Source organism: Sporomusa sp., assembly GCF_035561255.1.
In the GTDB taxonomy this organism is placed as follows: Bacteria; Bacillota; Negativicutes; order Sporomusales; family Sporomusaceae; genus Sporomusa.
In genome coordinates this window covers 1-14,088 of sequence record NZ_DATMXX010000319.1, presented here as the reverse complement: position 1 = coordinate 14,088, position 14,088 = coordinate 1, and the positions used below count along the sequence as shown (strand labels likewise).

At 44.0% G+C, this 14,088-nt stretch carries 16 protein-coding genes; 13 read left to right on the top strand and 3 right to left on the bottom strand.

The features are described 5' to 3' along the window. Positions 1-240: 240 nt before the first annotated feature. The gene (locus tag VN379_RS17470; protein WP_325536142.1) at positions 241-1,269 is read left to right on the top strand and encodes a GntG family PLP-dependent aldolase; all 1,029 of its coding nucleotides are present in this window, start codon (positions 241-243) and stop codon (positions 1,267-1,269) included. Between the two features lie 341 nt (positions 1,270-1,610). On the opposite strand, the gene VN379_RS17465 is transcribed toward VN379_RS17470, so the two are convergent. Continuing rightward, positions 1,611-2,903 carry a dicarboxylate/amino acid:cation symporter gene (locus tag VN379_RS17465; protein ID WP_325536140.1) on the bottom strand — a complete coding sequence of 431 codons (1,293 nt, stop codon included), beginning with the start codon at positions 2,901-2,903 and terminating at the stop codon, positions 1,611-1,613. 310 nt (positions 2,904-3,213) lie between these two features. On the opposite strand from VN379_RS17465, the gene nth reads away from it, so the two are divergent. Both nth and VN379_RS17455 read left to right on the top strand, forming a co-directional pair. Continuing rightward, positions 3,214-3,846 carry an endonuclease III gene (gene nth, locus VN379_RS17460; protein WP_325536139.1) on the top strand — a complete coding sequence of 211 codons (633 nt, stop codon included), beginning with the start codon at positions 3,214-3,216 and terminating at the stop codon, positions 3,844-3,846. A 66-nt stretch (positions 3,847-3,912) separates the two neighbouring features. Further along, entirely contained in the window at positions 3,913-4,365 is a 453-nt protein-coding gene (locus VN379_RS17455; protein WP_325536136.1) for an N-acetyltransferase, read from the top strand. A gap of 66 nt (positions 4,366-4,431) precedes the next feature. On the opposite strand, the gene VN379_RS17450 is transcribed toward VN379_RS17455, so the two are convergent. After that, on the bottom strand, positions 4,432-5,097 hold the full coding sequence (locus VN379_RS17450) for a metal-dependent hydrolase (protein ID WP_325536134.1): 666 nt from the start codon (positions 5,095-5,097) through the stop codon (positions 4,432-4,434). Between the two features lie 174 nt (positions 5,098-5,271). Here VN379_RS17450 and mobB point away from each other — a divergent pair, with 174 nt between their 5' ends. From mobB to VN379_RS17415, 7 genes are all read left to right on the top strand, one after another. Continuing rightward, positions 5,272-5,775 carry a molybdopterin-guanine dinucleotide biosynthesis protein B gene (mobB, locus tag VN379_RS17445; protein ID WP_325536132.1) on the top strand — a complete coding sequence of 168 codons (504 nt, stop codon included), beginning with the start codon at positions 5,272-5,274 and terminating at the stop codon, positions 5,773-5,775. A 5-nt stretch (positions 5,776-5,780) separates the two neighbouring features. Further along, positions 5,781-6,761 carry a GTP 3',8-cyclase MoaA gene (gene moaA / locus VN379_RS17440; RefSeq protein ID WP_325536130.1) on the top strand — a complete coding sequence of 327 codons (981 nt, stop codon included), beginning with the start codon at positions 5,781-5,783 and terminating at the stop codon, positions 6,759-6,761. A gap of 123 nt (positions 6,762-6,884) precedes the next feature. Continuing rightward, positions 6,885-7,241 (top strand): hypothetical protein, encoded by a 357-nt coding sequence (locus tag VN379_RS17435; protein WP_325536128.1) that lies wholly within the window; start codon positions 6,885-6,887, stop codon positions 7,239-7,241. Between the two features lie 480 nt (positions 7,242-7,721). Continuing rightward, positions 7,722-8,882, top strand: a complete 1,161-nt coding sequence (locus tag VN379_RS17430) for an iron-containing alcohol dehydrogenase (RefSeq protein ID WP_325536126.1) — start codon at positions 7,722-7,724, stop codon at positions 8,880-8,882. Between the two features lie 400 nt (positions 8,883-9,282). Beyond that, positions 9,283-9,759, top strand: a complete 477-nt coding sequence (gene moaC / locus VN379_RS17425; RefSeq protein WP_325536124.1) for a cyclic pyranopterin monophosphate synthase MoaC — start codon at positions 9,283-9,285, stop codon at positions 9,757-9,759. 3 nt (positions 9,760-9,762) lie between these two features. Continuing rightward, positions 9,763-10,203 carry an MOSC domain-containing protein gene (locus VN379_RS17420; protein ID WP_325536122.1) on the top strand — a complete coding sequence of 147 codons (441 nt, stop codon included), beginning with the start codon at positions 9,763-9,765 and terminating at the stop codon, positions 10,201-10,203. After that, positions 10,196-10,684 carry a MogA/MoaB family molybdenum cofactor biosynthesis protein gene (locus tag VN379_RS17415; protein ID WP_325536120.1) on the top strand — a complete coding sequence of 163 codons (489 nt, stop codon included), beginning with the start codon at positions 10,196-10,198 and terminating at the stop codon, positions 10,682-10,684. Before VN379_RS17420 ends, VN379_RS17415 begins: the two co-directional genes overlap by 8 nt. 12 nt (positions 10,685-10,696) lie before the next feature. Here VN379_RS17415 and uvsE read toward each other — a convergent pair whose 3' ends face one another. Beyond that, positions 10,697-11,650 (bottom strand): UV DNA damage repair endonuclease UvsE, encoded by a 954-nt coding sequence (gene uvsE, locus VN379_RS17410; RefSeq protein WP_325536118.1) that lies wholly within the window; start codon positions 11,648-11,650, stop codon positions 10,697-10,699. Between the two features lie 165 nt (positions 11,651-11,815). On the opposite strand from uvsE, the gene VN379_RS17405 reads away from it, so the two are divergent. The 3 genes from VN379_RS17405 to VN379_RS17395 all read left to right on the top strand — a co-directional run bounded on the left by VN379_RS17405 (position 11,816) and on the right by VN379_RS17395 (position 14,070). Beyond that, positions 11,816-13,447 carry a putative manganese-dependent inorganic diphosphatase gene (locus VN379_RS17405; RefSeq protein WP_325536116.1) on the top strand — a complete coding sequence of 544 codons (1,632 nt, stop codon included), beginning with the start codon at positions 11,816-11,818 and terminating at the stop codon, positions 13,445-13,447. Positions 13,448-13,511: 64 nt separating this feature from the next. Then, positions 13,512-13,766, top strand: coding sequence for a TIGR03905 family TSCPD domain-containing protein (locus VN379_RS17400; RefSeq protein ID WP_325536114.1), 255 nt, complete (start codon positions 13,512-13,514; stop codon positions 13,764-13,766). Positions 13,767-13,770: 4 nt separating this feature from the next. Further along, a complete protein-coding gene (locus VN379_RS17395; RefSeq protein WP_325536112.1) occupies positions 13,771-14,070 on the top strand; it encodes a hypothetical protein in 300 nt (99 codons plus the stop codon). The last annotated feature ends 18 nt before the right edge of the window (positions 14,071-14,088 follow it).

Below are 14,088 nucleotides of genomic sequence, written 5' to 3'. Positions count from 1 at the left end.
GAGAAGTGTCAAGCGTTATTGATAAAATGCGATTGGAAATAAAATAAATGTAAATGATATCGTTTAAAAACAATACGAGTGATTGCTAACGGTGGACTGTGTGGCGATTTACGCCCTGAAAAGACGGAAAAAAATTGACATAGGTTAAGGGTTGCTTATATACTTTAATGGAAAGTTTACATACAAATCGCAGCAAAAAACTAAGTCCCATGATATTATGCAGAAGCGGAGGCGCTATTTATGTTCAAAGATTTTAGGAGCGATACGGTTACTCAGGCTACCCCGGAAATGAGAAAAGCGATGATGGAAGCCGAGGTCGGTGATGATATATTGGGTGAGGACCCTACGGTTAAAAAGCTTGAGGCTCTGAGCGCAGCTATGTTTGGTAAAGAAGCAGCACTGCTGACCGTTTCAGGTACTATGGCCAATCAGATTGCTATTATGGCACTAACGCAGCTCGGCGACGAGATAATTTTAGGTGAAGAGACACATATGTATAACCTGGAGGTAGGCGCTTTAGCGGCCTTGTCCTGTGTGCAGGCACGCCCCATTCCAAGCCGTATGGGGCGTTTTGACACCAGCGATGTAAAAAAGGCCATCAGGCCACGCGGTATACAGGCGCCAATTAGCCGGGTATTGTGTTTGGAGAATACGTATGATTTAAACCGGGGTTATCCATTGCCGCCTGAATATCAGACAGAAATAGCGCAATTGGCTCGCAATAATAGTATGTCCGTATATCTTGACGGGGCGCGTATTTTTAACGCCGCTGAGGCACTAAAATGTGACTTGAAAGAACTGGCTAAGGATGTAGATGCGCTGCAGTTTTGTCTGACAAAGGGGCTGGCGGCTCCGTTTGGATCTATGCTGCTTGGTAGTCAGGATTTTATTGATAAGGCCAGATGGATTAAGCAGCGGATTGGTGGCGGCATGAGACAGGCTGGTCATATGGCTGCTGCCGGTATTGTTGCTTTAGAAACTATGCGGGATCGTCTGCATGAAGATCATGCTAATGCCCTGCGGTTGGCCAATGCCCTGGCTGCTATTGACGAGCGGTTGGTTACTATTAATCAGGTTAAAACCAATGTCGTTCAAATTGACTTTGAACAACTGGGGAAAGAGTCTGGATTTATTACTGAGGCACTGCTAAAGCAGCAGATAAAAGTGAAACCCATTGGGCCGTATGCCTGCAGAATGATTACTCACTGGGGTATAACCGCAGAAGATGTGGATTATGCTGCTGCTGCAATACAAAAAGTCTTAAAATGATGACTGCTGCCATCATCTAAAGTTTATCAGACATTAGGTGATGGTGTTTTTTTGAAAAAAATTAGACCTTGGATTCCTGATTCAGGTCTCCAAGGCCCTAGGTTGCTGTCGCATCGCAATGAATGCAAATTGTCGCAGGGCGGTTACCGCCGTGAGTGAGGCTGGAACACGGGTTAATCTCTTTTTGTTCCGTGGGCCATACCGCAAAGCTTGCACCCCAGAATAACTCGACTAAACCTTTTATACCATTGCATATCGATAGGGTGTAGCTGCAGAAAGCAAGCGTGATCATGCCTGTATGCCCCTTTCAATTGGTATAGAGGTATTAGTAAATCTTTATATTAGTTAGAGTAATTGTTTATAGATTTTTGATCAGTTGCTAGAGATTGGGATAAGGTCTGATGGAGTTTTACTGTATCAAGTTCATTCTCCCATTTAGAAACAACAATGGTTGCAATACCATTGCCAACGAGATTAGTAATTGCCCGGCCTAGCGACATAAAGCGGTCGATGCCAAATATTATGGCAAGGCCCGCAACCGGAATACCAGGTATAACCGATAACGTGGCAGCTAAAACAATGAATCCGCTGCCGGTGACCCCTGACGCCCCTTTGGATGTCAGCAGCAGAACAGCAAGGATCGTCAATTCCTGCATTAATGTAAGATCAGTATTTGTTGCCTGAGCTACAAAGATTGCGGCCATCGTCAGATAGATAGAAGTTCCATCCAGGTTAAAGGAATAGCCTGTCGGGACAACCAGACCGACAATTGATTTTGGGCAGCCAAGCTTTTCTAATTTTTCCATGATTCGCGGCAATACACTTTCGGAAGAAGAAGTACCAAGAACAATTAATAACTCTTCTTTGATATACGAGAGAAAATTTAAGATGTTGACATTGGCCCATCTGGAGATTGTGCCAAGGACAAGAAAGATAAAAAGGGCACAGGTACCATAGAAGCAACCTAAGAGTTTTGCCAGCGGTCCTAAAGAGGCAATACCATATTTGCCGATAGTAAAGGCCATTGCTCCAAAAACACCAATAGGTGCGATCTTCATGATGATATCTACAATAACAAAAAAACTATGAGAGATATCGCTAATCAGACTAAACACCGGTGCGCCCTTTTTTCCCATGATCAGTAGTGCCCAACCAAAAAGGATGGAAAACAGCAGCACCTGGAGAATGTCGCCTTTGGCAAAAGCATCGACAACGCTTGTTGGAATGATATTCATGAAGAAATCCACAGTGCTCTGGGCCTTAGCAGCTGTAGTATAGGCCGATATTGCGTTGGTATCAAGTTTGCTGACATCAACATTCATGCCTGCGCCTGGCTTCAGCCAATTTACCAGGGATAATCCCATGACGAGCGCAAAGGTTGTAACAACCTCAAAATAAATTAATGCTTTTGCGCCTACCCGGCCAACTTTCTTAATATCATCCATGCCAGCAATGCCGGTAACAATTGTGCAAAAAATAATGGGTGCGATAATCATCTTAATGAGTTTGATAAACCCATCACCCAGCGGTTTCATGCTTTCACCGAGCGCAGGATAAAAATGTCCCAAGGCTACTCCAAATATAATGGCAAGGAATACTTGGGTATGCAGAGATTTTAATAATGGTGTTTTCATCTAGATCTTTCCTTTCGTCGCCAATAATATTATCAATCACCTCTTTGCTTAAAAATCACCTCACTTGCTCCTGGTTGTAAAAAAATTAACCTCGCTTCCTGGTAAAGTAGTTGGGCTGGTAATACCTGTACTACATCCCAAACCCAATAAAATGAAAATACCACAAAACCTAAAGGATTAAAATAACTATTAGTAAATTTCTCTAAGAATACAAAATTCATTATCCCAAGTAAAGACAAAGGCTAGAGTTGTGCCTATAAATAGGGTACAATATCTTTAGCTAATTTGCAGAAAAATGGAGGCTGCGTTCGTGCGTATTACGAAATCAATGAAAAAAACAATGCTTGAGCGATTAGAGCAGTGTTATAAAGATACTACTACGGCGCTGACGTATTCGACGCCCTTTGAACTCATGATTGCGGTAATTCTGTCAGCACAGTGTACCGATATCCGGGTTAATATTATTACAGCCCGAATGTTTCCCCGTTACAATACACCGGAAAAAATCCTGGAGCTTGGCCAGCTAGGTCTGGAGGCAGAGATTCACGACTGCGGCCTGTTCCGGAGTAAAGCAAAGAACATTCTGGCAACCTGTGAGAAATTGTGCCGGGAATATGGTGGACAAGTGCCTGACAAGTTTGAGGATTTAGTACAACTGCCCGGGGTAGGGCGTAAAACGGCCAATGTACTTTTAAGCCAGCTTTTCGGTGTTCCGGCAATTGCTGTTGATACTCATGTATTTCGGGTGGCTAACCGGCTTAAGCTGGCAATTGGTGATACACCGCTTGCGGTTGAACAGGGGCTTATGCGGGCAATACCCCGGGAACAGTGGAGCGATGCGCACCACTGGCTGATCTGGCATGGGCGTAAGGTTTGCAAGGCCGCTAAACCGCTGTGTCCAACCTGCCCCCTAAGTGATTTATGTCCAAGTTGCAAGGGATAATGAATAAGTGTTGTATAAATATTACTTTATATGTATAATGATACGTAGAACTGGGGGATGAAGGTCATGATTTTTCGTAAAGCAAAATTCAATGATGTGGAACATATTCTTAAGCTAATCAATGATTATGCCGAGCAAGGGCTTATGCTTGCCCGGGCTCGTAATACTCTGTATGAAGGGCTGCGGGAATTTATTCTGGCTGAAGAAGACGGAAAGGTTGTCGGTGTAGCTGCGCTACATCTGATTTGGGATGAACTTGGTGAGATTCGGGCGCTGGCAATTCACCCTAGCAAGATTAAGACCGGGGTTGGCCGTGAAATTGTAAATAGGCTGACAGAAGAGGCCAGGGATCTCGGTGTCAAAACCTTGTTTGCATTAACCTACCAGCCTGGTTTTTTTGCTAAGCTGGACTTCAAAGAAGTACCCAAGGAGAGCGTACCCCATAAAATGTGGAAAGAGTGCATTAACTGCCCGAAATTTCCCAATTGTGATGAAATTGCTATGGTTAAAGAACTATAAAAACAAGCGCCTGTGCCGGTATTTGGACACAGACGCTTGTTTTTTTTATTTATAGGTTTATAAGGTTTATAGGTTGATGCTTTCACCAGGGGCCACAATATGAACAGGAATATGTAGTTCCTCAACCTTGGCTTTGAAGGCCTCCGGCGACTGGGCAATGAGGGGCCAGGTATTATAATGCATGGGAATAACGGCTCGCGGATTGAGTAATTTGACTGCTTCGAACGCATCAGCTGGCCCCATTGTGTAGTTATCACCAATCGGCAGCAGGGCATAATCGATTTTTTCCAAGCGGCCCAGGAGCGCCATGTCGCCGAAGAGTGCGGTATCACCGGCGAAATATACTGTCTTGCCAAAAAAGCTTACGATAAATCCGGCAGCATGTCCGCCAGGGACGCCTGAGCCGTGAAATGCGGGGGTTACTCTGACATAACCGAAATCAAAAGTTCGTTTCCCTCCCAGATGCATGCTGATGTTGGCGCAATCCTGCTGCCCGACCAGTGCGGCCAGTTCAGCGGTGGCAATTACAGTCGCGCCTGTTCGTTTGGCAATCTGGACAGTGTCACCAAGGTGATCGCCATGTCCATGACTGACCAGGATATAGTTGCAGGTAACTTCTTCAGCTTTGGTAGTGGTGATCGGGTTACCCGTAAAGAATGGGTCAAACAATAATGTGGTAGTGCCATTTGTTAAAGAAAAACAGGCATGACCATGAAATGTTAAGGTAGTCAAGCGTACACCTCCAGGATTATTTGATTCTACTTACTATTTTTCCAATATTACTTAATAAATTCCTGCTTAATGAAAGAAAAATACACGGCTGCTATTGTTGGAGAAGGGTAATTGATTATTATGGAGAATTCTAAAAATAGAGAAAACTGACCGGTTAACAAAGGAGCGACATGTATGATTCCAATAATATCTGTGGTAGGGCGGTCAAACAGCGGGAAAACAACATACCTGGTGAAACTAATAGCTGAGCTTAAGCGACGGGGTCATAAAGTTGCCGTTATTAAACATCATCATAATGATTTTGAGATTGACCTGCCGGGTAAAGATACCTGGCGTCATGCCCAGGCCGGTGCAGATACTGTATGCTTGGTTTCGCCATATAAAGTAGCTATGATAAAAAAAACTGACCAGGAATTGTCACTTGACCAAGTAGCCGGTTCGATAGACAATGTTGATATAATTATTACTGAAGGCTATAAGCAGGAGAACAAACCGAAGATTGAGGTATATCGCCATGCTGCCGGTAACGAACCACTTGGTGTCAAGCCCGAGCTTCTTGCTGTTGTGAGCGATACTTTGCTTTATAGTGAGGTGCCACATTTCCAGCTTGATGATCCTTCCGCCATGGCTGCCTTATTAGAGCTAAGAGTACTAAATAACGAAACATCAAAGGACTGATTGTTATGCATGACGGACATAATCGTCAAATTAGCTATTTGCGGGTTTCGGTAACTGATCGCTGTAATTTTCGCTGTGTTTATTGTATGCCGGAGCAAGGCGTCAAACTACTCAGGCATACCGAGATTCTCTCCTATGAAGAATTGCTGCGGATTATCCGGGTGGTTAGTGAGCATGGTGTTAGTAAAATTCGGTTAACAGGTGGTGAACCCCTGGTACGGCGCGGCATTGTGGGTTTTATTCGCAACATTGCAAACCTAAATGCGGTAACTGATATATCCCTCACTACCAACGGCAGTTTGCTTGCCGGTATGGCGGCCAAACTTAAAGAAGCTGGTTTAAACCGGGTGAATATCAGTCTTGATACCATTGAGCCGGATAAGTTTCGTAAGATTACCTATGGGGGTAATCTTGCGGAAACAATTAACGGAATAAAAGTAGCTTTGGCTGTGGGACTGACACCAATAAAACTTAATGTTGTCCTAACTAATATTATTACCGAACACGACTTAGCTTATTTCGTTGACTTGGTACACCGGGAGCCAATATCAATCCGGTTTATTGAATACATGCCGATTGGTGAGAGCCAGGCTTGCCCCGGTCCCGGGATTGAGGAGATCAAAGACAAGATCAATAGTTTTGGCAAGGGAATACTGAAACCAACACTTAATATTCACGGCAATGGTCCTGCCAAATATTTTTATCTGCCCCAGGCTAAAGGTTCATTTGGCTTTATCACTCCAATATCTGAGCACTTCTGCGGGGTATGTAACCGGATTCGTCTAACTGCTGATGGAAAATTTAAGCCCTGTCTCCTGTCTAATCAGGAGCTTGATGTTAAGACTGCTTTGCGTCAGGGGGCCAGTGATATTGAAATTGCAGAGCTTTTTTATCAGACCATAGCTGATAAGCCTCAGGGGCACACCTTAGCAAACGCGGGTGGGCAAGCAAAGTTTTTCCGGCAAATGTCACAAATTGGTGGATAATTTCAGTAAGGGCTTAGCTTCTCAGACAGGAGGGGTTAGGCCTTTTTTGATTTTGTCTTTTTTTTTTGCTATTATGGTAGTCAATACAATAACATCTAACATTATTAAGAAGGTGCAATTCTTGTGAAGAAAGCTCACTCTCGTATTCCTACGTTACACACTTTTGAAAACCCTATTCGCCCTGTTGCTTTTGCAAACCATTGTGTATGGGTGGAACAGGTAAATAAGAGCCTGCAGGACGGCTGTGAATGTGCGATTTATTATGAGCCTTATACAAACTTCGAGCATCCGTATACAGTTGATGCCATCTATATGGAGATTTCGTACAGCCAAAACAGATACAGTATTTCCGGCTTTGGGGTAATTCCTGATAGCGAGCGTGGCGAAATTAAAATTAGTGAAAAATATGCAGATTATGCTGAAGCTAAGCAGGCTGCTATCAAGTGGATTTTAGCAACTCGCGAATTTATTGGACGATAAATGGTATCTGCAGTTATGGTGTAATACAGGGTGGTTTTGACAAGAGCTATGAGTGTCCTATATGTGTGATATAAATGTAACACAATCTTGTCACAAATGTTGCATGTATATAACAATTTACCATAATCACCCTGTGGGGTAATCAATAATTGGCTTATAAGGGAAAAAATGGTATGGCATGAAAATTGCAATATCATATAGTGGGATTTACTATATCCGGGAACTTTGGCTTTTACTGGGTCCTAAACTCAAGAGAGTTTAAGCATTAAAATCTGAATATTTAAAATATCGGATGGTAAAGGTCACAGTAGCCTTGGGGCATGGGGTAACCTGTTAGAATAAACCTGGAATGACAGATAGAGGAGGGGTGAATCAAGTAAGATGATTGATTGAGTCGCTCATGGATTATGCCCCGGTTAGGTCAGTTAGTTTTATTAAGGTAAGCTAAAGTTGAGTTAATAAACAAGGAGGAGTTTCATTATGACGAAAAAATCTTATGGGTATTTTATGCCGCCGGTTAGTATCATGGGGGTTGGCTGTCTGGAAGACATTGCAGATTACATAAAGCCTATGGGTTTCAAAAAAGCGTTAATAGTCAGTGATAAGGTTCTTGTTCAAATCCAACTTACCAAAAAGCTCACCGACGTGCTTGATAAAATAGATGTAAAGTATGTTATTTTTGATGGTGCACAGCCTAATCCGACGGTTGGTAATGTTAATGACGGATTAAAATTGCTGAAAGAAAATGACTGTGATTTCGTTATATCCTTCGGCGGTGGTTCGCCTCATGACTGCGCGAAAGGTATTGCTATTGTTGCTGCAAATGGCGGAAAGATTGAAGACTACGAAGGTCTTAATAAATCAGCTAAACCTCAAATGCCGCTAATCGCGGTTAACACGACTTCCGGTACTGCCAGCCAAATGACCCGGTTCTGTATTATTACCGATGAAGTTCGGCACGTAAAAATGGCTATTGTTGACTGGCACACAACTGCTGTTATCGCAGTTGATGATGCTGATTTAATGGTTGCTATGCCGCCGTCCCTTACCGCGGCTACTGGTATGGATGCATTGACGCATGCGGTTGAAGCTTATGTTTCCACAATTGCTACCCCGGTTACCGATTGTGCAGCCCTTAAAGCTATTGAATTGATAGCAGGCTATTTAAGAAGAGCCGTTGCTGATGGTAAGGATATGGAAGCCAGAGAAATGATGACTTATGCCGAGTATCTTGCCGGTGTTGCCTTTAACAACGCCAGCTTAGGTTATGTTCACGCAATGGCTCATCAACTCGGTGGATTCTATGACCTGCCTCATGGTGTTTGCAATGCGATTTTACTGCCAGCGGTTGAAGATTATAATGCAAAAGTTGTTCCTGAGCGATTTGTTGAAATCGCCAAAGCTATGGGTAAAGATGTTGCCGGATTATCTGCTGAAGTTGCAGCAGCAGCAGCACTTGCCGCCATTCGGGAACTTTCTGCCGACATTGGAATTCCTGCCGGTCTGAAAGATCTCAAAGGTTTTAAGGAAAGTGATATCCCGACTCTTGCCACTAATGCTCTTAAGGACGTCTGCGGCCTTAGTAATCCGAAACAAGCTACTCAGGAAGAAATTGAGAACATCTACAGAGCAGCTATTTAAATCATATAAAGTGAATCATATTATCAGTAAGGTGTAGAGATTCTGTTGTGGGTTGATTTTTATTCATTGTATTATGAAAGAAATCAGCCCATAGTTTTTTTGTGATTCTAAATTGGGGAAGTGAGATCAATAGGGCCGGATGTTCCCGGTCGGGGGTTAGGAAACTTACGATTACGGCAGGGGTTTTGTGCTATCATTGCAAAAAAACAAGGGGCTGTGTTTGGACAGCCCCTTGTTTTTATGTAACTTTAATCTGGTGTAAATAGCAAGGTCCATCTGTGGTAATAATTACAAACACAGATCACTAAAAAATAAGTCCTTGTAAATATTGCAGGAATTATTAAACAAATGGCAAAATATAAAGTATAAATCATTTGTGAAAAGGAGCTAAAACGCACCAATGGAACTTACACACTTTGATCATTCGGGCAAGGCGCGCATGGTTGATGTAACTGCGAAAGATGAAACCAAACGAGAGGCTGTGGCTGAAGGGCGAATTACGATGAAGCCTGCTACCCTTGAACTGATAAAACAAGGGGCCATGGGTAAAGGTGATGTCTTAGGTGTAGCTCAGGTAGCCGGTGTAATGGGTGCCAAACGGACCTGGGATCTAATCCCAATGTGCCATCCGCTCTTATTGACTGGTGTCTCGCTTGAATTTGCAATTGATGATATGGCCAGTGCGATTAATATTACGGCAGTGGTTAAGACCACTGGCAAAACCGGGGTGGAGATGGAAGCATTGACATCTGTGTCAGTTGCTGCACTGACAATTTATGATATGTGCAAAGCGGTAGATAAAGCCATGACCATTGAATATGTCCAATTGCGGGCTAAATCAGGTGGTAAGAGTGGCAATTATAGCAGGGAGGACTAAATCATGCAGGGAAAGATTGTAGCTGTTTGTACCAGCAAGAATAAAGGCGAACGCAAAAAGAACGTGGGTCAATCGACACTTCTGCCCGGGCTTGGCCTTGAAGGCGATGCTCATGCCGGGTTTCAGCACCGGCAGGTAAGTTTGTTAGCTGTAGAGAGTATAGAAAAAATGAGGAAAATGGGGCTTGATGTTCATCCGGGTGATTTTGCTGAAAACATTACTACAGAAGGGCTTATTTTGCCAATTCTACCGATTGGCACAAAGCTTAAGATTGGTGATGTGTTGCTGGAAGTAAGCCAAATCGGTAAAGAATGTCATACCCGCTGTAATATTTACTATCAGGCCGGTGATTGCGTGATGCCCAAGGAAGGAATATTTGCCATTGTAGTCACCGGGGGGCCGGTTACAACCGGCGATACAATTGAGGTGATCGAAAGTGTTTAACATCGGGATTATAACAGCCAGTGATAAAGGGGCTCGTGGCGAGCGCGAGGATTTGAGCGGCAAGGCTATTGCCGAAATGCTGGCTGAGCTTGGTGTGGTCAAGCATTATGTAATTGTTCCTGATGAGCGCGAGGCTTTAAGTCAGGCGATGATTCATATGGCTGATACCCTTCAGGTTGATCTTATCCTGACAACTGGCGGCACTGGTTTCGGACCTCGTGACGTAACACCTGAAGCTACTTTAGACGTAATTGACAGACAAGCTCCAGGTATTCCTGAAGTGATGCGGGCTAAGTCGCTGGCAATAACTTCACGAGCCATGCTGTCCCGGGCAGTAGCCGGTCTGCGTGCCAGAACGCTTATTATTAACCTTCCTGGCAGCCCCAAGGGTGTGCGGGAATGTTTGGAAACCATTCTGCCTGCGCTTGAACACGGTTTATCCATTGCAAAGGGTGAAGCCGGCGAGTGTGCCAGGACGTAGATGTTAAGCTGGTTATAGTTCAATGACAGCCTGTTCTACTCGTTTAATACCAGGTGTTTGTTCGAGCTCATCCAAGAGTTTGAACAGTGCCTGGTCTTTGTTTTTTGCTTCAATCATAACATCAAAATCCTGCCCGGCTGCTTTAGCCATCGTCAGGAAAGGAAGGAAATCAGACAGATTGATGTTATCAGCATGGCTGCGAATATCTTTGTCATTTTTCGGACTCGACAGATGGATTTTTGGGATGGCCCCGTTCCAGGTATTGATAATCGCCGGCCATAATTCAGCCAGGTTCTCCCCATTGTTGATACAGGTATGATGATGAATATCAAGCACCATGGGGCTGCCGATTATTTGGCAAAGGCCAAGTACATCGACAGCTGTATATACTTTATCATCATTTTCCAGCATAAGCCGCAGACGGACACGGTCAGGGAGTTGGTTAAACTGGTTAATAAAACGATCAAGTGAAGCTGCTTTGGCTTTGTACAGGCCGCCAACATGGATAACCAATTGGGGAGCCGGTGGCAGCCCCATTGCTTCCAACATGTTGACATGATAGTCAAGATCTTTAAGTGACGCGGCTAATACCTCTTCCTTCGGACTATTTAGCAGGGTGTAATGATCAGGGTGGGCACTGATGCGCATATGGCGGCTTTTGATGTAATCGCCGATTTCCTGCCACTCAGCCATAAACTCTTCCGTATAACTCCATTCATCAGCAATCGGGTGGGTTGCCAATGGCACTGTTTTTGAAGTAAAACGGTATACATGAATGTCATGGGCTGAGTTGTAGCGCAGGATGCGTAGTGTATTTGCCAGATTTTCCCGTGTTAAACGGCGCAGCCGGTGGATACGGCCTTCTGGATCGGTAATCTTTTCAAGGGTTTTTACGGTCACACTTTTATTTGGTGAGCCTTCGGCAATATTGAGAGCGATTGCTACATAACCAAACCGTACTCGCATAGGCAGGTACCTCTTTTTCTATCAGGATTCTTCGTTACTGATATTTATAGTATATACTATATTGAAGCATGTTATTGGCTAATAGGGGGAAAAAGTGTAAGAAGCTTGCAATTTGCCCAGGGTAGGGTTTAGAATGATAAGAAAAGTCCTAGGAGTGAGAATCGCTTGTCCAAACCGATCTACATAATTGGTCACCGTAATCCTGATACAGATTCTATTTGTTCAGCAATTGCCTATGCACATCTCAAACAGGCTTTGGGCGAGCACGTACTCCCGGCACGCGCCGGAAAAATCAACGCTGAGACTAAGTATGTCCTGGATTTTTTTGGTATCCAACCGCCGCAGCTTATTCTTGATATGTACCCACGGGCTAAAGATGTTATGCATGAGAACATAATTGCGATTCATCCCTGGAATACCCTGAGAAAGCTTGGTCAACTGATCAAACAACATAGTGTAAAGTCAATTCCTGTTATGGAGGATGACGGTAGTTTAGTTGGTATGGTTACTGTCGGTGATTTGGCTGAACGGTATGTCAATGAACTGGGGATGCAAGATTTGCGGGAAACCGGGGTTGACTATGGCGGAATTCTTAGATGTCTTAATGGAACACTCATTTGCGGCGGCGATTTATCCAAAAGGATTGAAGGCAGTGTTAAAATTGCCGCTTCCCGGACGCAAACAATGGCCAAGGTTATTAAACCTGGCGACATTGTTCTGGTCGGCAACCGTACGAATGTTCAGTTGACCTGTATCGAGGTTGGTGTTGCCTGCCTAATTGTAACCGGCGATTTCGATGTGGCGCCTGAGGTGGAAACCGCTGCTCAGGCTGCAGGGACATATATCATCAGAGCGCCGTATGACACCTATACCTGCGGGCGTCTCATCAACCAGAGCATCCCGGTAGGAAAGGTTATGAAAACTAATGTTACTGCATTTAAGCCAGACGATCTGGTTGCCGATATAAAAGATATTATTATTCGGACCGGTTACCGTAATTATCCTGTTGTTCAGAACGGCAAGATGGTTGGACTTATTGACCGTGACAGGCTTATTGTTCCTGAACGGGATCAGATTATTTTAGTTGATCATAACGAACGTTCGCAGGCAGTCGATGGTATTGAAGAGGCTAAGATTGTTGAGATTGTTGACCATCACAGGCTAGGTGGGCTGGAAACCAGTGAACCAATCTTTATCAGGCATGAGCCGGTGGGGTCTACGGCTACTATTATCGCCAATATGCATTGGCATCGCAATGTGCCTATACCTAAAAATATGGCAGGTCTTTTACTTGCTGCCATCATTTCTGATACGGTGTTATTTAAATCGCCAACAGCAACCGATAAAGACCGTGACACTGCCTATAAATTGGCGGAGATTGCCAGCCTTGATATTCAGGAATTTGGTATGGCGATGCTGAAGGCCGGTTCAGTGATTGATAAACTAACTCCCGGCGATATTATAGCTAGTGACCTGAAAGAATTTCAGATTGGTGAGTATTATGTGGCGATTAGTCAGATTTCAGTCATGGACCCAGGGAATGTGCTGAGACAGAAAAAACAATTACAAGAGGCTTTGCAGGCTATCTGCGAAAAAGAACAGTATAATATGGCAATTCTGCTAATCACAGGCATACTTGATGAGGCGACATACCTCCTGCATTATGGACAGCCATCACGGGTGCTTACTATCGCTTTTGGAGAGGGCCGTCCTGATGGCACCTGGTATTTGCCTGGCGTTATGTCACGGAAAAAACAGGTTGTCCCTCCACTTATTGATGCTGCGCGGCGGATCTGATAGGAAAGGCTGCTATATTATGGTATAATTTCCCCATAATATATTTCAGAAAGGAAATGAGAATATGGCAATTTACACGACCAGTGGCGTATGTGCAAAGAAAATTGAATTTCTCGTAGAAGCCGGAATTGTAACAAAGATAGAATTTCAATCAGGCTGTTCAGGCAACCTGCAAGGGGTAAGCAGGCTTGCTGAAGGAATGCGGGTTGAAGATGTTATTAAGAAGCTAAAAGGTATAAAATGCGGCGATAAAAACTCCTCCTGTCCTGACCAGTTGGCGCGGGCGCTAGAGGCGTTCAGTAATAAAGATAAGGGGTAAGTGTATGTATTGTGAAATCGTCTATCAGGTCACAGGCGAGCGCTGGGGGATATTTCCACGTGATACAGGTGAGTTTCAAGCGCGCATGTCAATCCCGGATAGTATAAATAATAGTGACAGTCACGATACTATTATCAAGAAGTCGGTGAAAATTGAGATTATGTCATGTTCCTTTACTCCTGATGAGAAAAGTAAACGTCATCGAGAGGCGCTGGCTGGTTTGGTTGACAAGTTAGTGAAGGCAGGCTGGGAACAAATACCAGAGGGCGGACCTGAGTGGTATAATATTAGGTTTCATAAGTGATGTAGAGAAAATAGCTGT